The sequence below is a fragment of the Bythopirellula superficialaquae genome (genome assembly GCF_059632245.1).
The window spans coordinates 5,030,694-5,057,092 of record NZ_CP197426.1 but is presented as its reverse complement, the minus strand read 5'-3'; the positions used below and the strand labels follow the sequence as shown (position 1 = coordinate 5,057,092).

Sequence of the window (26,399 nt, the reverse complement as noted above, 5' to 3'; positions counted from 1 at the left end):
GCACTCACGAGAGTTTATCTTGGCGAACCTGATCGGTTTGTTGCTGATGAAAAGCGTGCAGCTTTTCGCGCAATTCCGGGCGACTCCCCGCCAGAATGCGAATGGCCAGCAGTGCGGCGTTCTTAGCCCCTGCCGCGCCGATGGCGAGCGTCCCCACGGGTACGCCTCCCGGCATCTGCACGATCGAGAGCAGCGAATCCATCCCCTTGAGCGTGTGACTTTCAACCGGCACACCCAACACGGGCAGCACCGTCAGCGCGGCCACCATTCCCGGCAAATGCGCGGCCCCCCCCGCCCCGGCGATGATCACTTCCAGCCCGCGGCCTTCAGCGCTCTTCGCGTATTCGCACATCCACTCGGGCGTGCGATGTGCCGACACGATTTGCGATTCATGTTCGACGCCAAACTCGGTGAGCAATTCGGACGCCAAGCGCATGGTGTCCCAATCGCTGCGACTCCCCATGATGACGCCGACAAGTGGTTTTGGTGCTTCAGCCATGCCGCCATCTTCCGCAGCACGCGAGGCCTTGTCAACGCAACCACCCGCTCGCGGCTTAGCGCCGCTGCACGATTTTCGTGCCATCCACCACGTCATCCCCCGGGTGCATCACCACCAAATCCCCGGCGGAAAGCCCGTCGCGAATTTCTGCTTCCAAACCATTTTGCAATCCGACTTCCACAATTTGCTCGCGGGCCACCCCATTCTCGGCTCGAAACACGGCCCACTTATCGCCCACTCGAAACAACGCGCTCGTGGGGATTTTGAGCACATCTTCGGCCTCGGCAATCACGATCCGCGCTTCCACGCGAAACCCGTCGGCAAGTTCGGTCCGCTCTTGTGGGGGATCGACCAGATCAACAATGATGTTCACCCGCTGCTCTTCGACTCCCAAGGTGGAAATCTTGGTAAACGCCGAAGGCTCGACCAGTCGGACCCGGCCTTGCAGCGTGTGATCCCCTCCCCAATGTTCCAGATACACCAAAGCCCCCGGTTGCACCTTGACCGCATCCCGGGACAGCACGTCGATCTCGACCTCCAAATCTGTGGGGTCACCCAACTCTAACAGTGAGGCGCCTGGAGCCACGACGGCACTGCTTTCTTGAAATACCCGCAGTACCCGCCCATCGATAGGGGAACGAATCGGGAAATTCCAGCCATTCGTTTCTTCTGATACCGTCTGCGAGGGCGGATTCTCCGAGGGTGGCCGCGAACGCATCAGCGCCGCGCGTGCTTGCGCCAACTCGAACTTAGCAATCTCCTTATTTTGCTGCGCCGAGCGCAACAAAGCTGCCTGTATGCGCGAGGCAAGCAGTTTGCTTTCGATATCCGAATCCGAGACCGCTTGGGGATTCTTTTTCTCAACTTCGCGGACTCGCTTGAGCTCCGACTCGGCGTATTGCTGCGCGGCGGTCACTTCTTCGAGCAGCGGTTCCATCTTTTCGAGCGAGGCCTCGGCACCTTTCACCCGGGCTTCCGCTTGAGCAATCGTGCGGGCATCTAATAACTCCGGATCGCGCGGTTCAATCACGGCTAGCAGCGTGTCGTCGGCTTCCACTTCGTCGCCGGGATCCATGTCGATCCGCAATACACGCCCCGCTAGCGGGGCCGACACGACATACTTTTCACGAATCCGCGTCTTGCCATCTTCATCGACCGTCACTTCAATCTTACCGCGCGTAGCCTCGGCCAAATCGACGGCGACCGGCTCGGGAACCAATCCCCAACCAATAGCCACGACAATCGCCGCCGCCAAGAGCACCAGCGAGAGCTTGCGAAATTTTGATCTCATACTTTTATTCTGTCATTCTGAAGGAGCCTAGGCGACTGAAGAATCTAGCTTCCATTCCCTTAGATGTTCCATCGTTTTCGCTAGTGTCAACCAGATCCTTCGGTCGGTGAGCCTCTCTCAGGATGACTGCATCATGATTCATTCCCGCGACTTCAGCACCGCGACCAAATCCAACTCATCAAGCCGCCGCCGCACGAGCAGCCCCGAAATCAGCGAGGCCGCGATCACCACTCCCGCCGCGAGGGCATAAGTGCTGCGCTCAATCACCAGTGGAAATCGGAACAACTCCAAATCCAACAGCGCCACCAAGCCCCCCGCGATTTTATACCCGATCCACATCCCCAGCGGCACGGCCAGCAGAGTGATGATTGCTAGCTCTCCCAGCAGTATCGACGAGATCTCGCCGCGTGTGAAGCCGATCACGCGCAAGGTCGCCAACTCACGGCTCCGTTCCGAGAGCGAAATTCGCGCGCTGTTGTAAACTACGCCGATAGCGATCACGCAGGCGAAAAACAGATTGATCGTTTTCATCGTCATCAAGTTTTCGGCCACGGTGTTGTTGAAACTCTCGATGGCATGTTTCTTGATCGTGATCCCCGCGATGGCGGGGACCAACTTCAACTCGTGATACAACTCGTCGGTGTATTTGGCATCGACGATCATATTCGCCCCGGTGATCGTCGGCCCCTCGCGTAAGAGTTTCGCGAGTGCATTGATATTCATGTAAGACGAAACGCCGGAAAAATCTTGCAAAGCACCCACAATCGGTACGTCTTTAACCGGCCGCTTCCCTTGCAGCACTTCCACTTGCACCGATTCTCCCACCTTCACATCCAAAATCTCGGCCAGTTTCTCGGAGACTATCAATCCGTCGGGAGGCAGCGGAATGTTCGTGCCGTTGATGTCGATCAATCCATAAAGTTTGCTCTCCGCCGGCAAGCCTTGAATGCTCACCCGCCGACTGCGCGAGCCATGCCGCATGCGTGTCGACGCACCACGCACTGGTTCGCAATACAACACCCCCGGCATGTTGGCGACTTCATGGATCGCGGTGTCGCTCATCGGTTCAATCGTCGTGAGCGACATGTCATAACGCTGCACTTCGTTGAACTGAGCATTGAGCACGTAATTCACGGCATCTTCCATGAAGTTGCCCAGCACCACAATCGCCACGGCCAACGATATCGCAAACACCGAAAGCCCCGTCTTCACGGGATGGCGTTCCAGCTGCCGCACGATCATCCGCATCACGGGCGACAGGAAATGCCCAAGATTCAATCGCTCGAGCAGCGTCGGGCCAAAACTTGTGGGTGGTTCCGGGCGCATCGCTTCCGCTGGGGGCAACGACACCGCCCGATGAATCGCGCCATAAGCCCCCAGCGCCGACGCCACGATGCACACAATCGCCGCCGTGAGGGCCACGTTGTAAGTCAGTTGGTAATGAAACTCGGGAAAGTGAAACAGCTTGGCGTACATCCCCGTGACGACGCTGCCAAACCACGCCCCGCAAGGAATTCCAAAGCAGAGCCCCACGATGGCGATCAACAGTACGAGCTTGAGATAATGCCAACCGATTTCGAGATTGCTGTAACCAAACGCTTTGAGCGCCGCGATCTGTTCGCGTTGCAAGTTGATCGTGCGCGTCAAAACAACATTCAACAAAAAAGCCGCCACGCCCAGAAATACCGACGGCATAACCAAGCCGAGCTGACGGTTCTGTTCGATTTCATTATCCACGAACATGTGCGATGGCTGATCCTTACGGGCATAGGCCCCCAACCCGCCGTAAGGTTCAAGCAATTCATCCAAGCGAAACAGCACTTCCGCGACATTCGCCCCCCGCATCAGCGAGATCGCAACGTCGTTAAACGCCCCTTCTAAGTTGTATGCCGTGGAGAGCGCTTCGTGGTTCATCCAGAACACGCCAAAGTGTTGGTTGTCGGGGAGCATGTCGCCCGGTTTGATTTCGTAGATGAACTCCGGCGACAGCCCAATGCCCACGATCCGCAGTTTCTTTTGCCGCCCGTTGATCACCGCGAAAATCGAATCGCCGACTTCCAAATGATTGGCATCGGCGAACGCTTCGCTCGCGATCACTTGGTCGTCGGCACGCGGCGTGAGCCAACTTCCCCGCCGCAAGTAAATTTGATTCAGCAGCGGCTCGCGGGTATCAGGCACCGTAACCAATCGGCCTGTGGCTGGTTCCGTGAGGCCGGGCACCGAGAGATTCACGCCGATGACGATCCGCGTTTCCAAACGTGCCACGCCGGGAATTTCGGCGATCCGCTCGGCCAGCGCATCGGGTGCCCGCTTGAGCGAAGCAAACACCTCGGCGAAATGAAACCGGTCGTAATAAGTCGACTGCGTCAGCTCGAGCGAATGCAGCAAACTGCGAGAAAGTGTGAAGAGCGCGATGCCGCAGCCGATCACCAGCGCGATCGCGACCGCTTGGCCTTTCATGTGCCAAAGATCGCGAAGCGTCTTGCGGTCGAGCGCGGAGATGGGCAGGTGCATAACAAATTTTATGCAACGCCCAGGGATTGCAATCCCTGGGCTTGTGTGGGGTACATAATCTTACTCCCGTTGCCTTTGGGCCTCATAAAACAAAACCGCCGCGGTGGTCGACACGTTCAGGCTATCGGCAATCCCGCGCATGGGGAGTCGCACGCCAACAACATCCGTTTGCTGCCACGCCGTGGTGAGCCCGGTTGCTTCGGTGCCCAACACGATTGCCGCCCCTTGGCGAAAATCGACTTCGCTGTAAAGCATGGTCGCGTCGGGCCGCGTTGCAATGATCGGCACTTGCCATTCACGCACCATATTCAAGGTTTCTTCCACCGATGCGAGACACACTTGCTTTCCAAACACGGTCCCCACACTTGCGCGGATCGTATTCGGATTAAACAAGTCCGTTGCCGCGTTCACCACGATCACGGCATCGACTCCCGAGCCATCGGCACTGCGCAATATGGCTCCGACGTTGCCAGGCTTTTCCAAACCCTCAAGCACCGCGATCAACGGCCGCTCGGGAAGCTGCAACTGATCGATGCTCCGCTCGGGAGTCGAGGCCACAACCACAATGCCATCGCTTCGCTCGCCGAAGGACAACTTCTCGAAAACTTCTGGCGTCACATCGGCAACGACCGCCCCACACTTTTCCAGCCGCGGCACAAGCTCTTGAGCAGAATCCGAACCGCACAGCGGCGGACAAATAAACACTTCGAGTAAAGAAATCCCCGCATCCAGCGCCCTTCCGATTTCACGGACCCCATCAATGATGAACCGCCCTTGCTTCGCCCGCTGCCGAGCTTCGCGCAGCTTCGCCGCGTCCTTGATCCGCAAATTCTGTCGGCTAGTGATTTCTTGACGGGGCATGAGGAATGGAACGCAGATGAACGCGGATTTAACGGATGTTCGCTGATTAAAAACACATGGATAAAAGGACAATTCACCTAAAGTTTATTTGATCCGTGCCAATCTGCCTAATCAGCGTCTATCCGCGTTCTATTCTTACCGTGGCCAACGTGCAAATGTCCCACTCTCCAGCTTCCGCCCATCGCTGCTGGTTAAATACAGCGTACCGGTTGCGGGAGGCTGGCCACAGTGCCCGAACATGCCATCCGAGAGATACGCACTCAGTTCCGCGGCATCAATCCCCGGCGTGTGACAGGTGCAGAGTGCGAATTTCAATCGCCCCGCCGTCAGTTCACGACAAAATTCCAAGAGTGGCAGCAGATCGCGTTTGATCGACCACGCTTCCCCCTTCGGCCCGTGTCCATACGTGGGGGGATCGAGAATAATCGCGTCGTACTGATTACCGCGTTTCACTTCTCGCTGGCAAAACTTGACGGCGTCTTCCACGATCCAGCGAATCGGTGCATCGGAAAGTCCCGAAAGTTTCGCGTTATCCCGCGCACGTTCGACCATGCTTTTCGCTGCATCAACGTGCGTGACCTCGGCCCCCGCACAAGCCGCCGCCAAAGTACTTCCCCCCGTATAAGCAAACAGATTCAAAACCTTAACCACCGCTTGCGGCTTAGCGAGTCTACCAACCTGTTTAGCAATCCAAGCCCAATTCGCAAGCTGCTCCGGAAACACCCCCACCTGCCCCGAGGGCAACGCGGAAAGCAAAAGCTGAAATTGCTTCTCTGCATCCAACTTCACGCGCAACTCACAACTCGGTACTTGCCACGTCTTGGGTTTCCAACTCCCTTCCGTCGTACGATCGCCCGTGTAGCGTGCCGTTGCCGACTGCCACAGCTCGCGATGCTTGGGCAAACCATCCGCCCCCGGCGCGGGACGATCCAATACCCACTCGCCAAAGCGTTCGAGTTTCCTCCCCCCGCCAAAGTCAAGCAGTTCGTAGTCGGGCAAAGAATTCATAACCACTAATCCAATAAGGACACGAAGTTGAGACTCTTACATTCTCGATTGAAATATCTTTGTGCCCTTTGTGCCCTTGGTGGTTAATTTAATTTCGGCCCAACCAACTCCACCCACGCCTCATAACCCTTGTCGTTCATGTGCAAACCGTCTCCCAGAAAAATATCCTCGCGCGGTTCACCCTCGTCGTTGAGCATCACAGGCCACACATCCAGAAACGTGAACTTCTCATTCTTCTCGCACTCCGCCTTAATCAGATCGTTGGCCTCACGGATTTTGTCGGCGAGCTTCCACCGGGCGATGCTCGGCTTGATCGCAATGTAAATTAGCTTGGTGTCCGGCAGGTCGCTTTCCAGCTTTTTGGCGAACGCTTGAAAATTTTCGTGAACTTGCTCGGGAGATTTGCCCGCCGCAATGTCGTTGTCCCCTGCGTAAAACACGACCAGCCGCGGCTTGTGTTTGGTCACGAGATCGGAAAAGTAATGCACCGAATCAGCGATTTCCGACCCGCCGAACCCGCGGTTGAGATACCCTTTGCCGGGGAACGACTTCTCCAGGTCCCACATCACGATGCTAGAACTGCCAACAAACAAGATCCCCCCCGGCTCGGTCGGCTGGGCCTCGTCCGCCGCAAGAAATTTGTCAATCGCGGCCTTCCACTTCGTGGTGTCGTACGGCTTGGATTCCTTGGCAACGCCAAAACTGGGGATCAGCGCTAATATTACGAATGCAAATCGGATCATGGGTGCCTCCATTAGCCCCGCTGCTGGCAGCGAGATCGTGAGATTGAAAACGCAGCAGTCGCCTCCGGTGGGGAACTCGCTATAATAGTTGGTTCGCTATTTCCGCGATTTCCAAACGCGGCTAGCAGCCCCCAACCGGAACCACACACGGACGTATGCCCGCCTCCGATATCATCATCAAAGGCGCGCGGGAACACAACCTCCGCGACGTCGACCTGATCCTCCCCCGGAACAAACTCATTTGCCTGACTGGCGTCAGCGGCAGTGGGAAAAGTTCGCTCGCGTTTGACACGCTCTACGCCGAGGGACAGCGCCGCTACGTGGAAAGTCTTTCCACGTTCGCGCGGCAATTCCTCGGCCAGATGCCCAAGCCCGACGTCGATCACATCAGCGGCTTGAGCCCGTCGATTTCGATCGCACAAAAAGCCGCAGGCAGCAATCCCCGTTCGACCGTCGGCACGATCACCGAGATCTACGACTTCCTGCGCGTCCTGTATGCTCGCGTCGGTCAAGGACACTGCCCGAAGTGCGACCGACCGATTACCGCCCAGTCGCGCGAAGAAATTATCGGCCGAATTCAGGCGCTTCCCGACAAGACGAAGTTCTTGGTCCTAGCCCCCATCGTGCGTGGACAAAAAGGCGAGTTCCGCGATCTCTGCGAAGACCTGCTCAAGCAAGGTTTCGTGCGAGCCCGTGTCGATGGCAATGTCGTGCAGCTTTCCGACAATCTCTCGCTCGACCGTCAGATGCGCCACGACATCGAAGTCGTGATCGACCGCTTAGTCAACGGACCCAACATTCGCACGCGCCTGGCCGAAGCCGTCGAGCTCGCCCTCAAATTAGGCGAAGGCAATCTCATCATCGCCGGCGAGCCCGCTTCAGCGGGCGGTGTAAAGGGCGGTGAAGAGGCCACCGAGACCGAAGTTTCAGCGGAACTACCACGCAAGGGTAAACGCAGCGCACCAACCGGCGACATCCTCATGTCTGCCGACTACGCCTGCAATCACTGCGGCTTGAGCTTCCAACCCCCCTCGCCGCAACTATTCAGCTTCAACAGCCCGCAGGGGATGTGCCTCGAGTGTGATGGCCTGGGGACGATGTTCAGCTTCGATCCCGAAAAACTCGTCACAGCGCCGGAGAAATCGCTCGCCGAAGGTTGCATCGAACTCATCGGCCCTTGGAAAGACGTGGGCCGTTGGAAACGACACATTTACAAAGGTGTCGCCGAGACGATGGAGCGCAAGCTCGAATTGCCCGAGAATGCCCTCACCGACACGCCGTGGCAGGACCTCACCCCCGAACAGCAATATCTCTGGCTGTGGGGAACTGGCAGCGAGCATATTACTTTCACTTGGCGTGCGGGCAAGAGTTCGCAGAAATATGGCGGCACGTTCGAGGGGTTGATTCCCGAACAGTTAGAAAAGTATCGCAACGCCAAAAGCAAAGCGCTGATCGCCAAACTCGAAGAGTTTATGAACGTGATCGGCTGTCCCGATTGCGAAGGGAAGCGGCTCAACCCACAAGCCCGCTCTGTGACGCTCACGACCGCGAACGAAAACTTCGGCGACGGAGCGCGAAAGACTTTGCCGGCCGTTTGTCATTTACCCATCGACGAGGCCGAGCAATTCTTCAGCGCCCTCGTGCTTGATGCGACGCAACAAAAAATCGCGGGCGAAGTTCTCAAAGAAATTCGCGGTCGGTTGGGCTTCCTCACCAATGTGGGGCTCGATTACCTGTCGCTCGACCGCACGGCCCCCACGCTCTCGGGCGGCGAAACCCAGCGCATCCGCCTCGCGGGACAAATCGGTTGTGGTTTGGTCGGCGTGCTTTATATCTTGGACGAACCGTCGATTGGTTTGCATCCGCGTGACAACGACCGGTTGATCTCGACCCTCGAACGCCTGCGCGATCAGGGAAACACCGTTGTCGTCGTCGAACACGATGAAGACACCATGCGGGCCGCGGATCAAATCATCGATTTCGGTCCCGGTGCAGGGGTGCGAGGCGGCCACGTGATGGCCGTCGGCACAGCTGATGAAGTCGCCAAGAAAAAAGACAGCGTCACCGGCAACTACCTCGCCGGCACAAGAAAGATCGAAGTCCCCCAGAAACGCCGCCTCACAGGCGAGCCCGCTTCAGCGGGCGGTGCGAGCGGCGAAGGCGGCGCACTCAGTAATACCCCCTGCCTCCGCATCGTCAACGCCCGCCACAACAATCTCAAAAACGTCACAATGGAAATCCCCCTTGGGGCCTTCGTGTGCGTGACCGGCGCCAGCGGCAGCGGCAAGAGCTCGCTGGTGAGTGATATTTTGGTCGAAGCCTTGCGGCGCGATCTCAACGGCGGCAAAGGCGAACCCGGTGAGCACGACCGCATCGAAGGGCTCGAGCATCTCGACAAGATGATCGCCATCGACCAGTCCCCCATCGGCCGCACACCCCGCTCCAATCCGGCGACCTATATCAAAGTCTTTGACGACATCCGCACGCTGTACACGCAGCTTCCCGAAGCGAAGAAGCGTGGTTACAAGGCCGGCCGTTTTAGCTTCAACGTCGCCGGCGGACGCTGTGAAGCGTGCAGTGGGAACGGCGCGAACAAGCTCGAAATGGATTTTCTCGCCGATGTTTGGATCACCTGCAACATCTGCCAGGGGCATCGCTTCAATCACGAATCGCTACAAATCAAATACAAGGACAAATCGATCTCCGATGTTTTGGAGATGGACATCCAGCAAGCACTCATCCACTTCGAAAACATCCCCCAAATTCGCCACAAGTTGGAAACGCTCCACGCCGTGGGCCTCGATTATGTGAAGCTCGGCCAACCGTCGCCGACGCTCTCCGGGGGGGAAGCGCAGCGGATCAAGCTTGCTCGCGAGTTGGTTAAGAAGTCCACTGGCCGTACGCTCTACTTGCTCGATGAACCAACCACGGGGTTGCACTTCGCCGACATCGAGTTGCTGCTCAAAGTGCTGCATGAGTTCGCCGATGCGGGCAACACCGTGCTTGTCGTGGAACACAATCTCGACGTAATCAAAACCGCGGACTGGATCATCGACGTCGGCCCCGACGGCGGCAAACACGGCGGACAAATTGTCGCCACCGGCACCCCCGAACAAATCGTGTCCGGCGAGCCCGCTTCAGCGGGCGGTGTAAAAATCTCTCACACCGCCGCCGCCCTCGCCCCCTATCTCGACCCAAAAGCTAAGACCACCCCCAAAAAATCCACCAAACGCCAAGCCGTCAAACAAGCCACGCACATCGTGGTCCAAGGCGCCAGCGAACACAACCTCCGGCACGTGAGCGTCAAGATTCCTCGTGACGAATTCACCGTCTGCTGCGGACCGAGCGGCAGCGGCAAGAGCTCGCTTGCGATGGATACGATCTATGCCGAAGGTCAGCGTCGTTACGTCGAAAGTTTGAGTTCCTACGCTCGTCAGTTCGTCGGCCAACTGCAAAAACCGCGAGTCGAATCGATCGAAGGCTTGTCCCCCGCCATCGCCATCGAACAACGCACGACCGGCCATTCGCCTCGTTCGACCGTTGGCACGGTCACGGAAATCTACGATTACTTCCGCATTCTCATGTCACGACTCGGGCGAATGCATTGCCCCGAGTGCGATCTTCCCATCGGCACGCAGAGCGTCGACGAAGTGATCGACGCGATCCTCGCCGAAGGGGATGGTACGAAGCTCTACATCATGGCCCCACTCGAAATCGCGACGGGTCAGAAATACGAAGAGCTGTGGCTAACGCTCAAAGCCAGCGGCTTTGTTCGCGCTCGCATCGACAATCAAACTTTTGAATTAGATAACCCCCCCGTTATCGACCGCCGCCGCAAACACAAAATCGAAGTGGTCGTCGACCGTGTGACAGTTCGCAAAGAGGGTCGTAGCCGTTTGGCCGAAAGCGTGGAAGCCGCGCTGTCGCTGGGTCGAGGGGTGATGCACATCGCAATTGCTCAAGCCGAAGTGCCCGAGAATCGCTGGGTCACCAAAGTTCACAGTCAGCACCGCGTGTGCAGCCAATGCGGTCGCAGCTTCGAAGCCCTCTCGCCACATCATTTTTCGTTCAACAATTCGCTCGGTTGGTGCGGGGCGTGCGAAGGCTTGGGAACCGAAGTGGGGGCCAACCCCGCCGCGTTGATGCGGAGCACCCAAATGACCTTGGCCGAGGGAGCCGTACTCGCGTGGCCCGGCGTAAAGAAGCCGCTGTTCGCCGCGATGCTCGTCGGCCTCTCAGCTCACACGGGCTTGCCCATCGATGTGCCGTTCGAACAACTGTCGCCGCGCCATCGCCGACTCGTCATGTACGGCACCGGCGACGAGTGGATCAATGTAGTTGCGAGTAGCGAGACGCTAGGCGCGAGTTCAGAAAAGAAAAAGACTAGCGCCCAACGCCCAGCACCTATTAACTTTCGTTTCCAATACAAAGGCCTCTACCCCGCGCTCGAAGAAGCTTCGCGCGTATCGCCTCGCTTACGCGCGGCGCTCGATTCGTTGGTCGACGAAATCGAATGCAGCCAATGCGGTGGTAGCCGCTTGCGAGACGACTCCTCGGCGGTCCGTTTTCAGGGCCGCACGATTGGCGAGTATTGCCGGTTGCCGCTGGGTCGTTTGATCGATGAAGTGGAAGGCTGGAAACTCACGGTGAGCGAAAAGAAAGTGGCCGGCGAGCTCACTCGCGAAATCGGCAACCGTCTCAAGTTTCTCAACGAAGTGGGACTCGAATATCTCACGATTGGCCGCTCGGCTCCGACCCTTTCCGGTGGCGAATCGCAACGCATTCGCCTTGCCAGCCAAGTCGGCAGCGGCCTGTGTGGCGTTCTTTATGTTTTGGACGAACCGACAATCGGCCTGCATCCTCGTGACAACACTCGTTTGATCACCGCCCTGCATCGCCTGCGCGATCTAGGCAACACGCTGCTCGTTGTCGAGCACGACCGCGAAGTCGTCGAAAGCGCCGATCAACTCTTGGACTTCGGTCCCGCCGCGGGACGTTTGGGTGGCGAAGTCGTCGCGCGTGGCAAGCCAAGTGAAGTCGCCAAGAGCCGTACCTCCGTCACCGGCCCATACCTCTCCGGCAAGAAGGCGATCATCGTGCCCACGAATCGCCGAATCGGCAATGAAACTGAATCAGATACACCTGCACCTAAGAAGTCGCGCGCGAAGAAAAAGGCCGAGCCCGCTTCAGCGGGCCGGGCAAAGCGCGATTGGCCGCGCCTCATTATCCGCGGCGCCCGCCACAACAACCTCAAGAACATCGACGTCGAAATTCCACTCGGCACGCTGACCGCCGTCACCGGCGTGAGCGGCAGCGGCAAAAGCTCGCTTGTCGAAGACGTGCTCTACAATCAACTCGCAAAAACATTGCATCGCGCGAGCACGAATCCCGGTGGGCACGACCGCATCGTCGGCGTCGAGCAAATCGACAAAGTGATCCGCGTCGATCAGCGCGCTTTGGGCAACACGCCGTCGTCGAATCCCGCGACCTACACTGGCGTGTTCGAGTTGATTCGCCAACTCTTTTCGCAGCTCCCCGAGGCCAAACTGCGCGGCTATTCCGCGCGGCGGTTCAGCTTCAATGTCCCCGGCGGGCGCTGCGATGCCTGCGAAGGGGCTGGCCAGCGCTGCATCGAAATGCACTTCCTCCCCGACGTGTGGGTCGATTGCGAAGTCTGCCACGGCAAACGGTTCAATCCGGAAACGCTCGAAGTGCAATACCGCGGCCGCTCGATCGCCGACGTGCTCGCACTGTCGTGCGGGGAAGCACTGACAATCTTTGAGAACATCCCCAAGATCCGCCGCACTTTGCAGACTTTATGCGACGTGGGACTCGATTACGTCGCCCTCGGCCAAAGTGCCGCGACGCTTTCTGGCGGTGAAGCCCAGCGCGTGAAGCTCGCCGCGGAACTTTCCCGCCCCGACACCGGCAAGACGTTGTACGTCCTTGACGAACCAACCACCGGTTTGCACTTCGACGACATCGCCAAGCTCTTGGAGGTGCTGCATCGTTTGGTCGATCTCGGCAACACGGTGCTGGTGATCGAACACAATCTCGACGTGATCAAGCAAGCCGATTGGATCATCGACATCGGCCCCGAAGCCGGCAGCGCCGGCGGCCAAGTTGTTCGCATCGGCACCCCCGAACAAATCATCGCAGGCGAGCCCGCTTCAGCGGGCGGTGAGAAAAAGAAAGGAAAATCTGCTTCCCCCCTCCCCCTTCCCCCATCCTCATTACTCTCTCACACCGCCCTCGCCCTCGTTCCTGTTCTCGCCGCGGGACCGCACAAGAAGCGTGCCCTCTACAACTTCGCCGCCGAAGAAGAGGAACGCACGGATGATCTTGAAATCGCCGATTTGGGTGCTGAAGTCAAAATGCCGTGGGAAGTCGACGGCCATCGTTGGCACACCCGCGAACGTGTGAGCCGCAGTGGTGCCCCTTGCCGTTGGGACGGTAAGATCCTGGACGTCATCGAGCAAAAGATACAAGATGCCGGCGGGTTCAGCGCCACCAGTTGGAACACCCGCACGATCGTCGAAATCTGCGGCCCGAAGAAAAGCGATGGCTGGTTCTTCCACGCGATCACCGGCGAGCAATGGCTCGTGAAACTCAAGTTCCGCACAGCGAAGAAAACTTTCCAACGCGATGAGTTGGTTGTCGATCTGAACCTCAAGCCGCTCAACGATATCCCCGAAGTCGAAGCCTACGGCCACGGCCCGCGCGTGAAGTGCAAGAACTTGCGCGGCCCGTTCCAAGAAGTGGAAATCGGCGCGCACAGTTGGGAAGAGATCGACACGCCTGAGTTTTGGAAATTTCTCGAGAAGGCAATCGCTGGCTTTCGCAAATTCACTCAGCGCGTCCAGCAGAATCCTGAAGACGTGATGCCCTGGAAAGTCTTGGGACGCAAATGGCATCTCGCACGGAAAGGCTTCCCCCCGGGAAAAGCCCCCGCCTGGAACATCGACGTCCTCGAAGAACTCCTGGAAATGCTAGGCGAGACCGCCTCCGGCGAGCCCGCTTCAGCGGGCGGTGGCGACGACGCAACATCATCCCCCCAATTCCTCTGGAACAACCAACAAGTGGTCCATCTGATGGTACCCGGTCGCCGCGAACCCTGGGCGACCGTTCACACCAAGCGGCTCGAAGGAATCGATCTTGTCTTGAACGGACCGGCGGGGGCGTTTGCCACGGGCCGCATCGCCGAGATGGCCTCGCAGCGTGCCATCACCAACAGCGACTTGGGGCTCGATCAGGTGAAATTTCGCTTCGTCAAAAGCGATCATCTCCACATGGGCGACCTGGCCGAGTTTCTCGCCGAGCACCTGCAAGCCGTCCGCGGAGCTAGCACCGCCCCGCGCTAAGGGCCTGTGGATTGTTTTCGCGAATCTCGAATTCCGACGTTAACTCCTAACCCCCGACCGATTTTCTTCACCACTCAATCTCCGCCCCATCGCGAAAGAACTTCCCCGTGAGATCGTGCGGGGCTTCGACGGCGAGCCACACGATTCCTGCTGCCCCTTCTTCGATGCTTCGCGTTGCGTTCGCTCCGCCCATGTCGGTTCGCACCCAACCGGGGCAAACGGAATTCACCGCGATCCGCTCGCTTCGCAGTTTCTCGGCCAGCATCAGCGTCACACCGTTGAGCCCGAGCTTCGACAAGCAGTAGCTCGGCACGTCGGCACTCAATCCGCCGAGTTGCCCATAGCCGCTCGAGACATTCACCACCCGTGCGGCCGGCGACTTTCGCAACAACGGCAAGAACGCCTGCACGACGATCAACGGCCCAAACGTGTTCGTCTCGAAAGTTTCGCGGAACTGTTCGCGCGTGCTGTCGAGAATCGACACCCCTTCGTCGGGATAAATCCCGGCGTTGTTTACGAGCACGTCGAGTTGACCGATCCGCTTGCCGACTTGTTCCGCCGCGGCGCGAATGCTTTCCGAGTCGGCAACGTCGATCACGACGAACTGCGCGTTATCGCCCACTGTCTGAACGGCCTTCGCCCCCGCGTCATCCGAACGGACGCCAAGGATCACCTGATACCCGTACTCGTGAAGTTCTTTCGCCGTCTGCAACCCAAGCCCACGGCTCGCACCAGTAATGAACGCTGTCTTTTGCATATCATCCTCCTCCAATCCCCAGCCCCCAGATCCAAACCCGCAATCCCTACTTCCCATCCGGCCGACTGAAATACTTACTCATCCACAGCACCAACTTCAGCGAACCGTGCTTCGCAAGCCGCACTTGCAGACGGTTCATAAACGAACCGGCAATCACATACGCCCGTCCCGCCATCAGCGCGTTGAATCCTTGGCGAGCAACTTGCGCCGGATCGTCGCGCTTCATCCGACCAAGTTTGCTCTCATCCATTTCGGCACGGCTGAACCAACCTGTTTCCGTCGGACCGGGCATTAGCGATGTCACCGTCACTCCCGTTCCTTTGAGCTCGCTTCCTAGCGAAATCGCAAACGTATGCACGAACGCCTTCGAACCTGCGTAGACCGACAGGAACGGCACGGGAATCACCGCGGCAGTTGAGGCGGTGATCAAAATCTTGCCGCGCTTTTGCCGCACCATATCTTCGCCGACGCACTTGGCCAAATGCACCACCGCCGTCACGTTGAGCGCGATCATATCCAGATTCTCTTCGAGCGTCGTGTCGCGCAGGAAGTCGCCCCCCAGCCCCACCCCCGCGTTGAGCGCGATTGCCTCCACCGGTCCATGCGATTTTATCCAGGCGTAGAGTTTCTCAACTTCGTCGTAACGCACGAGATCGACTTGCAGCGCTTCGACCTGCGCCCCCGACTTGGCGAGCGACTCCGCCGCGGCGAAGATCGAATCACTACGCCCGGTGATTAACAAATCGAAACCATGTTCGGCAAACTGCTTGGCCAGCTCGTAGCCAATCCCCCCCGTCACGCCGGTCACGACCGCCAACGGCTTCCGCCCCCCGGCCTGCTGCTCTTCAACCATAGATGCTGTCCCATGTGATCTCTACAACCAGCCTCTTCGAGGCTCGAATACATTATCGTACAGAGGGTGAACGGGATTACGTAAGTGCCGGGGATTTCCACAAGTCCCAGAATTCAGACAAGATTAAGCAAGAATTCTTGCAAAATAGGTGTCCACGCTCGCAAGTGAATTGCCCGTTTTTTCAAGCGACAACTACAATCGAGAAAAGGCCCGGAATGGCATCACTTATAATCTTTTCTCTTTGGCCTTCTTTAGAGCTTCATTGCGAACGGATACTCATGCCACGTTTGCTAATCATTGTCCTTGTATTTTTCCTACCATTTCTGGTTCGTGCCGAGGCACAGGTGTTGGCCTTTCCCGAAGCGGAGGGTTTCGGCCGTTATGCAACGGGCGCGCGTACGAATATCTCGGCCGCTAGTGTCTATCACGTCACGAATCTCAACGATTCGGGTTCAGGATCATTTCGCGACGCGCTGAGCCAACCCAATCGGTTTGTCGTATTCGACGTGGGGGGTATCATCAATCTTAACAGCGTTCTCACTGTTGCCAGCAATATCACGATCGCGGGCCAAACCGCGCCCGGCGGGATTCAGGTGTATGGCAACCGCGTGGCATTTCACGGTGCCAACAATCTGGTTAGCCGGCATTGGGCTGTTCGTATGGGTTCCGCCCCCGGTCGCGTCGATGCGGCGTCCATTGTTCGCGGCACGAATATGATGTACGACCACATGTCGATTACGTGGGGCGTCGACGGTACTTTTGATATCAACCCCGATTCTGGTCAAGTCATCGATGACATCACGATCCAGAATTCTATTATCGGTCAAGGACTCGATGTGGTGGGCCATAGCACGGGCGGATTGATGACGCTTGGGGATGGACGAAAGTTCAGCATCATCAAGAGCTTGTTCGCCGACAATGTGACACGTAATCCGAAAGTCCGTGGCGAAAACGAGTTCATCAACAACGTCGTCTACGGCTACGAATCGTCTGGCTACATCATGGGCGACACGACGGCTACCTCGCATGCCAATGTCCAAGGCAATTACTTCATCGAAGGTCCGGTCAATGGTAGTTCACCGTTTGCCAGTGGCACCAGCTCATTTCATATCTATGCTAACGACAACTGGGTTGACGATAATCGCAACGGCATCCTCGACGGCGCATTGAACACGACCTACCCCGGCGCAAACGTAGTAACCACGCCTCATGCCTTTCCAACCTTACCTACCATGACGGCCCAGCAGGCCGTTTCGTATGTCATGCAGAACGCTGGCCCCTCGATTGTCCGCGATACGGTCGATACGCGTCTCATGCAGGAAGTCGCTAGTTATGGCACGCTGGGAGGCGTGATTGTTCGCGAAAGCGACCTGTTTCCCAATTACGGCACGAATCCCATCTACCGCAACCCGCGGGCTCGCCTTACGGATGCCGACAATGATGGAATGGCGGACAACTGGGAACTTTCGCGCGGGCTCAGTCCAGCCAACAATTCAGATTGGAAGAATCTCAATCTTGGCTACACGCGGCTGGAAGAATACATCAATGTACTGGGAGCAATCGGCACCTCACAGACGACGGCGCAAGTAGGCGCCTGGACATCGGCATCGACTTGGGGCGGCGCGGTTCCGACTTTGGCCGACGAAGTGAACACGACTAATGCCGTCACTCTTTCTGCTGGCCAGGCGTTTGCCCGTCGCTTGAACGTGGGGGGATCGTTCTCTCTTAACGATGGGACGCTCGACGTATTTGACACGGTAACATTCGCCGGCACGAGCACAATTGGCGCCGGTCTTGGAAATCTCGGAGGCACGCTAACGGCGGGCCGGGTCTTGATCGGTTCCCAGGGCCAGAGTGGCACACTGACCGTCAATTTGGGAGGAACACTTCAGACTGGCACCGTCGCTAGTGCGGGAGGCACGGCCTTATTGTCTCTCAACGGCGGCACGTTTCGTGCTGCTGGAGTTCCCGACATTAGCGTTCCGACCTCATTAGGTGTTTCAGGAGGGACGTTCGACACCGCGGGCTATTCCGGGCTAATCAGTGGCAATATTTCGGGTTCGGGGAGCCTTCGTAAGGTCGGAGCTGGTACGCTCACACTTTCTGGCACCAAAACCTACAACGGACCCACGCAGATCGAAGCTGGACAAGTCGTTGTCACGGGGAGCGCGCTTTCGCAAACCAGCGGTGTGTCACTTGCTGCGGGAACAACACTTAATGTTTCGGCGGTGGGTGGACTCCATCTCTCAACGGGAAAAACACTCACCGGGGCGGGAAACATTGTTGGCAATGTCACCGCAGGTGCAGGGGCAGTCGTCATTCCCCAAGGACAAATCCAACCTCTCGCCCAAGTTGTGGCCATCCAAGCAGAAGACCTTTCGCTCGGCAGCGATTGGGCCGTCTTTGATAATTCTCAGCATGGAACTGGCGCGGGAGGATCCTACAATGGCTCCGATCTGAATGGTGGAGGCATCGTCCTGCTAAGCAATGTTGGCGGATCGCTTCCCGTGGCCACTGGTATCGCGAGCTCCTCGCTAACGATCCCCGCGACGAAGACTTATTACTTGTTTGCCAGGACCGCAGAACCCGCCGTCTCGCCGATTCCAGGGGACCCCGCCACGCAAACCGGGGGTAACAATAGTTTTTTTGTATCCGCACAGGCGAATTCTCTGTTCGCTACTCCCAGCAACTACGAGGAAGTTCAGACGTATGCCAACCCAGGCAATCAAGCGGTCTGGAACTTGGTATCACCATCGCTGACTCCTCTCGCAGGAGTGAGTCCTCCGCTTAACTCTGGCATCGATTATTCATTAACCAGCGGTACTCAACAGTTCGCTGTCTATGGTCGCGAAGTCGGCACCATTCTCGATGGCTTTGTGTTGTCGGACACAAATCTGACCGCCGCGCAACTCGACCTGGCTCTCTCGGGTCAAATTCTCGGTGAAGAGCGCGTGATGACGATCACCGGCAACTACCAGCATTCGGTTGGAGCTTCCTTACAAGTGGAATTCGCCGGTGGAACAACGCTTAATAAGCTTGCCGTGACCGGCACCGCACAACTGCTGGGCGATCTTTCGATTTCGCTATCCAGCGGCTTTGTCCCCCAATCGTCCCAAACATTTTCAATTCTGGGTGCGGGCACTCTGGTCGGGGAATTCGCAAACGTCGCCGACGGGTCGCGTATTGCGATCGCCAATGGCAGCGGATCGTTTGAAATTGATTACGACTATGCAAATGGGCGCGTCATGCTTTCGAACTTTCTGGCCGGGATCGATGGCGATTTTGATGGTGATGGCGACGTGGATGGTCGTGACTTTCTGGCTTGGCAGCGCAATCCTTCGGTCGGAGATTTGGCTGACTGGCAGATGAACTACGGTGTGAATTCTCTCAAAGCGACAAGCACCGCAGTGCCCGAACCCGCTGCATTGTTGTTAGTTTCTCTTGCAATCTGCTTCTGTGCCTCCCAGCGGGTCTAATCACTGGCTCGCGTCGGCTTCTTCGGCGAGCTGGAGCATGTATGTGCCCGGCAGTTCTTACGGCATGTTGAACTTCGGCTATATTAAACGACTCCCAGCCGATCACATTGAGAATGCCCCTTCATGCCCCCCACTTTCAACGTCGACAATCTCGGCCTCGCTTCGGCGCTGCAACTCACCCTTTGGTCGAGCCAGCCGGAAATGCGAACCCTCACGGCCAAGGCTCTCACCGCGTTCGGCAACGAGGCCCAAGCCTGCGATCTCACCGCGCTGGGGCTCGCTTTCGTCAGTTATTTGCAATTTGATTCCGACGAGATTGAGAGCGCCAACTACCCAAGCCTCAAAGAATTCAAGGTCACTCACAGCGAGTTGAGCACCTTTGGCCCCACCAGCCGGGTCCGCGACAAACGGTCCGTGCGAATCCTCACCGGAGAACGTAACGGCCCGATCTTGCGCGGCTTCGGCGACGTCGACCATCCGCAAGAAATCACCGCCGTGTTTTCACACCTGACAAGCCAGCGGTGGGAGCGACTCGCCACAGCCCTCGGCTGGAACCCCCGCGACCTCAGCACGGCGAGCGCCCCCGGCATCGCCTTCTACCCCACCGCCGATCCCGAGATGACGCTGTTGAGCCCGCCATTCTGGACGTAGAAAATATCCCTCTCCCTCCGGGAGAGGTTCGGTGAGGGTCTTCACGGCGAGCCGGGCATGTCAATGTCCGGCATTTCTTCAGAGTGAGCCGAAACGCGCTAGCGTTGGGTTATTCACCGGCGAGCCGTCAACGTGAGCGCCCGGAGAGTGTGGGCGAGTCTCAATTGGCTTTGCCCAGGTCTAACTGGTCAGCCAATCCTCGACCTTCAAATTCGGAACACGCCCAAACTCGGACAGGTTATTTGTAACGAGCGTGAAGTCACGACTCAAGCAAATCGCTGCTATTTGTAGATCGAACGGTCCGATCAATTGGCCAGTGATTTCGAGTTGATGCCGGATGAGTGCATAATGTGCCGCCGCATCGTCATCGAATGGGAAGGATGCAAAGGGTGCAAGTGTATCGACGACCTTCGCCACGCGGCGATCGCGGTTGCCATATTTCTCTGCTCCATGCAGTAGTTCGGCGCGGACAATCGAACAGCAAAAGATATCTGTTGGCTGCAACGCTTCGAGTCGTGTGCGAATGGCACTATCCGAATGCTTGAGATAGTGAATCCAACTATTGGTATCCAATAGATAGGACATCACCATTGATCCCGCTGTGGCAAATCACCCTGTGTGGGGCGCTCAAGCTGTTCGCCAGTAAGTGCGCCCGAAGTTTGCTCGAAATAACCGACAGGCCATTGATTGGCCGTTGATGTTGAAGGTGTGATGAGAGTTACCTCGGCGCGAGCACCGTTCGGTAAGTCCACAGGCTGCAGCGGACGAAAAACTCCAGCATCGAAAATGGCGGAAATGGGCTCGCTCATAACTTTAGTATATCTCGTGGCATAGAGATGCGTCCAGTTTTAACGTGCGCCCCGGCCAAAACTGACCACTCCCCTTCCCTTCTCAAATCTCGATAATGTCGCATGGGCTGGAACTCTCTTCATGGCACGCCACGGAGAGAGAACCCCCAACAAAAAAAACGCGCGGTCGTTTTGCCCAAACCACAGCCCGTGGTGGTAAAGCCGTCAGCCAGCACGAGATCTAGGTCCGAAGTCACAGACCTCAGCCAGAGGAATTTGGTTGAAAATCGCAGTAAATCTAGGGTCGGATGCCTCGGCTTCAGAAATTTTCTCGAAATTTGCGGTCCGTTTGCCGCGGCCAGCGACTCTATTGGTGTAGAGGAGCCCATGGAACTGACACAACAACCTGCCGCCAAGACGCTGATCCCAGCCATTGCCATCACTGATGGCGAACTGCTGATGCGATTCGCGCGGCATAACGATCAGGCCGCCTTCACCACTTTGGTCGAAAAGCATGGCCGTTTGGTTTGGGCGGTTTGCTGGCAAGTGCTGCGTGAGCATCACGAAATCGAAGACGCCTTTCAATCGACGTTCTTTATTCTCGCCAAGCGAGCACGGTCGATCCGTTCGAGCGATTCGCTTTGCGGCTGGCTGTATCGCGTGGCTTATCGCACCGCGTTGCGGGCACGGATGGCCTCGAAGCCCAAACCGCTTTCCGATTTGGTCGCCGAGGAGTTGTCGTCGATTGACGACAAGTTCCAAGCGATCGAGCAGCACGAACAACGGGCCGTATTGATGGAAGAACTGCACACATTGCCCGAACAGTATCAACAGCCGCTGATTCTGTGTTATTTGGAAGGTAAAAGCCGCCGCGTGATTGCCGACGAACTCGGCTGCTCGCTGGAATCGATCAAAGGGCGTTTGGCCCGGGGCCGGCAAGTGCTGCGGCATCGATTGATTCGCCGCGGGTTTAGCTTGTCGGTTGCCATGGGAACGATGTCGCTGCCGCTGAAAACCGCGACCGCCGCCGTAACTCCGAAGCTGATTGGCATCACCGTGACCGGCGCGGCCGGTTGGGCCGCCGGTGCCGCTTCGGCCGCGAAAATTTCGACCACCGTTTCATCCCAAGTGATTCAACTCGCTGATCAAGGAACAGTCGCCATGACCATTGCATCGTTTACCAAACCCGTCGTGTTGGCTGTTGCCCTGTTAGGAGCCGTTTCGGCAAGCCTCGCCATTGATTCAGCAGGCGATGGCGGCAAGGGCACACCATCAGCGCCAGCGATCGATCTCACCGCGGCCAATACCGTGCAAATCACGGCCAACGTCACAGGCGAAGATGAAGCCGCCGTCGAAGTGACCGTCGGCAAGGATGTGGCCGAGGAAAAGCAGGAACCGAACAAACAGGTTGCGAATCAGAAAGTTCAAAACAAGATAACCAAACAGGAATGGGCCTTTGCCGAGAAAAAGGATGAGAAGGGTGTTCTCGTCCTAGAGCGCCGTGTCGCACCCACACGGACCGCGCAACCTGTGCAAATGAGAGTGCCACAACCTTTAATGCCTGCTGATATGGTCTATTCACCTCCACAGCCAAGCCCTTACTACGCACCAACATATCGTGTTCCTGTCATTCAACCTGTCGACGTGCAACTGGGCGGTTTGAATTTCGAAGCAAACATAAAGCTCAGAACGCACGAAGCCAAGGTTGCGGAATTGCAACTGGAGAGCAAAGAGTTAGAGATCGAATCGTTTGATGTTCAAGGTGAAGAAAAGGAAGTCTTGCTCAGGGAGTCGCGCAAGAAGTTGTTGATGGCCGAGGCGGAAGAATTACGGATGCAGGTCGAACGCCAGAAGGAGGAGATCAAGCAACTCGAAAAAGCGATGAAGCAGCAAGCCGAAGGTATCAAGAAGCAAGCTGCTCAACAGGCCGAGCAGGCCAAGACAATTGTTTTCGAGCAAGCGGCTAAGCATGCGGAAGACGGCATAGCCATCGCCAAGCGAGCGGCGGAACAAGGTACTTTTGCTGCTGTCGCTCATTCTGCTGCGGCAGCCGAGGAAGCAGCGAAGGCAGTCACGACAAGCCAAATAGCCGCTGCTGTCAAACAAGCCGAGGTCGCTGTGGACGCTCATCAAGCCGCGAACTGGAGAGTTAAGGGCCGAAATTTTGAGTCTGTGCAATTCCGCACGAAGCACGATGGTGCCCTGTCGCTGCAGCCAGGCGATCGCGTCTTCATTCGGGCTATAGGCGTTGATCCTGAAGAGGCCATCGAAGACGTGTATATTGTCGAACCGATGGGAACTCTTGCGTTGGGTGTCAATTATGGCCGGGTCAAAGTGATGGGCAAGTCGGTGATCGATGCTGAAGTGGAGGTACTCAAGAATCTGAAGAAAGAACATCCGGACGCCAAGATACAGATTACTTACTACGGCTCTCAGGATGAGGAAACGAATAAGGTTCCACAGCAGCCGGGCCCGTTCGATCCGAACGAAAACAATAACGACAATCCGTTTCCTGGTTTCTGATGGAGCAGCGGCGGCAAGTCGTAGAGTTAGGAGCGGCTTTCTGCGGGCAAGTTGACTTGCAACGATTGCGCAAGCTACCACTCCTACTGAGCATAGAGACGGTACAATCGTTCCCGCACTTCGGGTGGTGGTGTTTGACGCCAAAAAACGGCGACCTATTGTAGTGTGACTGGTCGGAGGTGAACCATAGTGGATAGCGCTTGACCAGCGGGTACGATCCGCGAGTAATGCCGTGAGCGCTGCTGTTTCCGAACACAAGAATGACTCTCAAATCGACGGTTATGTGTCGATTCCCGGTCATGCTTTGCAGCTGCCGACTTTCGCGAAGATCGATCTCTATGCAAGCGAATCCGGCGTGATGTCGCCGACGCTCATTCGTGGCGCACAAGTTTCATATAGCACCAAGCAGGCCGAATTGCTGCAGAATCGCCAAACGATTCTCATCCGTCGCGGCGATTTACCCCTTGCCTCGGCCAGCATCGCAAAACACATCGATACGATCCTATTTAACAATCGCATTGGCATTGCCGAGCGTTTCGCGCTCTTGCAACTCGCCGTGTGGGATTCGCTCGAACATAACGCCAGGCGCATCTATGCTGACAAGTTTGTGGATATCGCTCGGCAAGTCAGCCCGCAAATTGCTACCTTGCTCAAAGACAGCCCCGTCACCGCGAGCGAACTTTATGAAAAATCGCTCCGCGACGACTCGCGGGCAACGCACCTAGTGAACGTCGCTGCCTATTGCGTGCTGCTTGCCCAGCAGATGGGCTGGGACGATCCCCAGGAACATGCCGAGATCGCGTTCGGCGCGCTGCTGCATGAATTCGGCAAGCTGTTTATGCCGCAAGATCTCGTCCACAAGGCTGGCCGCCTGACCGTGCAGGAACGCGAGCTCTTGGAGAAGTCGCCGCAGCTCGGTTATGAGAAGCTGTGTGATAATTCGCTGGTCAAGTTCGGCCCGCTGATGATGATATATCAGCAGCAGGAACGGTTCGACGGCAGCGGCTATCCCGTCGGTGTCGAAGGGGAAGAGATTCACGAATGGGCTCGCATCCTGGCCGTGGCGGACGTATTCGATACGATGATCTCCAAGAAAACCTATCGTCGTAAGAATCGCGTACCCGAGACATTGCTCTATTTGGCCGACAATGCGGCGAAACATTTTGACCCTAAGGTGGTGCTATGTTGGAAGAACATCTATCAGCAACAATAAGTAGCCCGATGTGGGAGAACGTCCACGCACGTGCCGAGTTGCCCTGCGCTGAGGAGGATTACTTCGGCATCAGCGGAGCGAGCCCAACGTCGCCTGATTCCCGTCGGCGCTATCGGCGGATTCGTGTGCGCGGTCACGTCGCAGTGAAACGCGGCAGCGAAACCCTCGGTGCGTACACGATCGATGTTTCCCCCATGGGGACCGGTTTCTACAGCCCGATTCAGCTTTATCCCAAAGAGCGCGTCACCGTGATGTTCGCAGATTACGGCCCACTCGAAGTGCAGATCTCGCGCTGCCGTCGCGTGCGACCCAAATGCTACGCCTGCGGCGGCATGTTCCTGCAAAGCAGCATGAACCCCGCCGCGTATCGGGAGTTCTTGCGTGTGCTGAAAGTGTAAATTTTCTTGCGGGCGTTTTCTTTTCTCCCAAACACTCTCTATAATCAACGGCGTGCCCGGCGGCATGAGGGGCACAATTCAGGCAAGCACCCATAGTCCTGATTGTGTACGAAAGGGCCGCCATGCTTACGCAGGCCGATTTGCAGATTCCGACGCTGGGTCTCAACGAGATTCCCTCGCCGTTGAAATTGGTTTCTTCCACCCCCGGCGATGGGCTGGGGGATTTTGTCCCCGGCAGTTCGCGCGTTCGCTATCAGCTCGATACTTCGCCCGACGCACCGCTGCAAGACATCGCCTTCGAGCGTGCTGGCCCACGCGAACGCGTTTACTTCGATCCCTATTTCACCACCGCCGCGATCGTCACTTGCGGCGGCTTGTGTCCCGGGCTCAATAATGTGGTTCGCTCGATCACTCTGGAACTCAAGCACAACTACGGGGTGAATCGCGTGCTGGGGATTCGTAACGGCTACTGGGGTTTGAATCCCGCCTCGGGGCTCGAGCCGATTGTGCTCACCGACGACAAGGTGTCGCATATTCAAGACGTGGGGGGCACGATCCTCGGATCCAGCCGCGGGCCGCAGAAGCCGTCGGTGGTGGTTGATTTTCTCCAGCGTTCGCACATCGACATTCTCTTTTGCGTCGGCGGCGACGGCACGCAGCGCGGGGCCCACGGGATTTACGAAGAGATCACCCGACGTGGTTTGAAGATCGGCATCGTGGGGATTCCCAAGACCATCGACAACGACATTATGTATGTCTTCCGCACCTTCGGGTTCGCCACGGCGCTCGAGCGTGCCCAGCACGCTCTCTACTGCGCGCACATCGAAGCCAAGGGCGCGCCCAATGGCATCGGACTGGTAAAACTGATGGGCCGCGACGCCGGGTTCATCGCCGCCTGGGCGACGCTCGCCAGCCAGGAAGTGAATTTCTGTTTGGTCCCCGAAGTGGAATTTGCGCTCGATGGCCCCCACGGTTTGCTGCCAGCGCTTAAAGATCGATTAGTCGAACGCAAGCACGCGGTGATCGCCGTCGCCGAAGGCGCGGGGCAACATCTCTGCGGTCAGAACGTCAACGGTCAGGACCAATCGGGCAACCGTCATTACGGCGACATTGGCGTGCATCTGAAGGAACGCATCGCGAATTACTTTTGCGAAGAAGGAATCGAGATTGCGCTCAAGTATATCGATCCGAGCTACATGATCCGCAGCGTCCCCGCGAACACGGCCGACCGTTTGCTGAGCGATCAAATGGCCCGCTACGGTGTCCACGCGGCGATGGCCGGTAACACCGACGTGCTGATCGGGCATTGGAACAATATGTTCGTTCACGTGCCGATTTGCACGGCTATCGCCAAGAAGAAGCGGATGGAAGTCACCGGTGACTTGTGGACCAGCGTACTGCTCGCCACCGGGCAGCCCCCCTGGCCGGGCGTACGTGAGGAGCAGCTTCAGACGTTGTAAACC

At 57.3% G+C, this 26,399-nt stretch carries 17 protein-coding genes; 7 read left to right on the top strand and 10 right to left on the bottom strand.

Annotated elements, in window-relative coordinates; translation table 11 throughout:
• Nucleotides 1-4: 4 nt before the first annotated feature.
• The 6 genes from purE to SH678x_RS20840 form a co-directional block, all read right to left on the bottom strand.
• Nucleotides 5-583: a 5-(carboxyamino)imidazole ribonucleotide mutase gene (gene purE / locus SH678x_RS20865; protein ID WP_496920393.1), complete on the bottom strand. Its 579-nt coding sequence runs from the start codon at nucleotides 581-583 to the stop codon at nucleotides 5-7.
• Nucleotides 555-1,790 (bottom strand): efflux RND transporter periplasmic adaptor subunit, encoded by a 1,236-nt coding sequence (locus SH678x_RS20860; protein ID WP_496920392.1) that lies wholly within the window; start codon nucleotides 1,788-1,790, stop codon nucleotides 555-557. Before SH678x_RS20860 ends, purE begins: the two co-directional genes overlap by 29 nt.
• 138 nt (nucleotides 1,791-1,928) lie before the next feature.
• Complete coding sequence (locus tag SH678x_RS20855) at nucleotides 1,929-4,304, bottom strand: ABC transporter permease (RefSeq protein ID WP_496920391.1); 2,376 nt, start codon at nucleotides 4,302-4,304, stop codon at nucleotides 1,929-1,931.
• Nucleotides 4,305-4,364: 60 nt separating this feature from the next.
• Entirely contained in the window at nucleotides 4,365-5,165 is an 801-nt protein-coding gene (locus SH678x_RS20850; RefSeq protein ID WP_496920390.1) for a TrmH family RNA methyltransferase, read from the bottom strand.
• A gap of 135 nt (nucleotides 5,166-5,300) precedes the next feature.
• The gene (locus SH678x_RS20845) at nucleotides 5,301-6,173 is read right to left on the bottom strand and encodes a class I SAM-dependent methyltransferase (protein ID WP_496920389.1); all 873 of its coding nucleotides are present in this window, start codon (nucleotides 6,171-6,173) and stop codon (nucleotides 5,301-5,303) included.
• Nucleotides 6,174-6,256: 83 nt separating this feature from the next.
• The gene (locus tag SH678x_RS20840) at nucleotides 6,257-6,916 is read right to left on the bottom strand and encodes an SGNH/GDSL hydrolase family protein (protein ID WP_496920388.1); all 660 of its coding nucleotides are present in this window, start codon (nucleotides 6,914-6,916) and stop codon (nucleotides 6,257-6,259) included.
• A gap of 155 nt (nucleotides 6,917-7,071) precedes the next feature.
• Here SH678x_RS20840 and uvrA point away from each other — a divergent pair, with 155 nt between their 5' ends.
• Nucleotides 7,072-14,277 (top strand): excinuclease ABC subunit UvrA, encoded by a 7,206-nt coding sequence (uvrA, locus tag SH678x_RS20835; protein WP_496920387.1) that lies wholly within the window; start codon nucleotides 7,072-7,074, stop codon nucleotides 14,275-14,277.
• 67 nt (nucleotides 14,278-14,344) lie between these two features.
• Here uvrA and SH678x_RS20830 read toward each other — a convergent pair whose 3' ends face one another.
• On the bottom strand, nucleotides 14,345-15,034 hold the full coding sequence (locus SH678x_RS20830; protein WP_496920386.1) for an SDR family oxidoreductase: 690 nt from the start codon (nucleotides 15,032-15,034) through the stop codon (nucleotides 14,345-14,347).
• Nucleotides 15,035-15,080: 46 nt separating this feature from the next.
• Entirely contained in the window at nucleotides 15,081-15,887 is an 807-nt protein-coding gene (locus SH678x_RS20825; protein WP_496920385.1) for an SDR family NAD(P)-dependent oxidoreductase, read from the bottom strand.
• A gap of 278 nt (nucleotides 15,888-16,165) precedes the next feature.
• Here SH678x_RS20825 and SH678x_RS20820 point away from each other — a divergent pair, with 278 nt between their 5' ends.
• Together SH678x_RS20820 and SH678x_RS20815 are read left to right on the top strand one after the other, a co-directional pair.
• A complete protein-coding gene (locus SH678x_RS20820; RefSeq protein WP_496920384.1) occupies nucleotides 16,166-19,363 on the top strand; it encodes an autotransporter-associated beta strand repeat-containing protein in 3,198 nt (1,065 codons plus the stop codon).
• Nucleotides 19,364-19,486: 123 nt separating this feature from the next.
• On the top strand, nucleotides 19,487-20,014 hold the full coding sequence (locus tag SH678x_RS20815; RefSeq protein WP_496920383.1) for a hypothetical protein: 528 nt from the start codon (nucleotides 19,487-19,489) through the stop codon (nucleotides 20,012-20,014).
• Nucleotides 20,015-20,194: 180 nt separating this feature from the next.
• On the opposite strand, the gene SH678x_RS20810 is transcribed toward SH678x_RS20815, so the two are convergent.
• Both SH678x_RS20810 and SH678x_RS20805 read right to left on the bottom strand, forming a co-directional pair.
• Nucleotides 20,195-20,599, bottom strand: coding sequence for a type II toxin-antitoxin system VapC family toxin (locus SH678x_RS20810; RefSeq protein ID WP_496920382.1), 405 nt, complete (start codon nucleotides 20,597-20,599; stop codon nucleotides 20,195-20,197).
• The gene (locus SH678x_RS20805) at nucleotides 20,599-20,823 is read right to left on the bottom strand and encodes an antitoxin family protein (protein WP_496920381.1); all 225 of its coding nucleotides are present in this window, start codon (nucleotides 20,821-20,823) and stop codon (nucleotides 20,599-20,601) included. The genes SH678x_RS20810 and SH678x_RS20805 overlap by 1 nt, the downstream gene beginning before the upstream one ends.
• Before the next feature lie 366 nt (nucleotides 20,824-21,189).
• Between SH678x_RS20805 and SH678x_RS20800 the strand changes: the two genes are divergently transcribed.
• From SH678x_RS20800 to SH678x_RS20785, 4 genes are all read left to right on the top strand, one after another.
• Complete coding sequence (locus tag SH678x_RS20800) at nucleotides 21,190-23,325, top strand: sigma-70 family RNA polymerase sigma factor (protein WP_496920380.1); 2,136 nt, start codon at nucleotides 21,190-21,192, stop codon at nucleotides 23,323-23,325.
• 232 nt (nucleotides 23,326-23,557) lie between these two features.
• Complete coding sequence (locus SH678x_RS20795; RefSeq protein WP_496920379.1) at nucleotides 23,558-24,538, top strand: HD-GYP domain-containing protein; 981 nt, start codon at nucleotides 23,558-23,560, stop codon at nucleotides 24,536-24,538.
• Nucleotides 24,508-24,936, top strand: coding sequence for a PilZ domain-containing protein (locus SH678x_RS20790; protein ID WP_496920378.1), 429 nt, complete (start codon nucleotides 24,508-24,510; stop codon nucleotides 24,934-24,936). Before SH678x_RS20795 ends, SH678x_RS20790 begins: the two co-directional genes overlap by 31 nt.
• Nucleotides 24,937-25,058: 122 nt before the next feature.
• Entirely contained in the window at nucleotides 25,059-26,396 is a 1,338-nt protein-coding gene (locus tag SH678x_RS20785; protein ID WP_496920377.1) for an ATP-dependent 6-phosphofructokinase, read from the top strand.
• The last annotated feature ends 3 nt before the right edge of the window (nucleotides 26,397-26,399 follow it).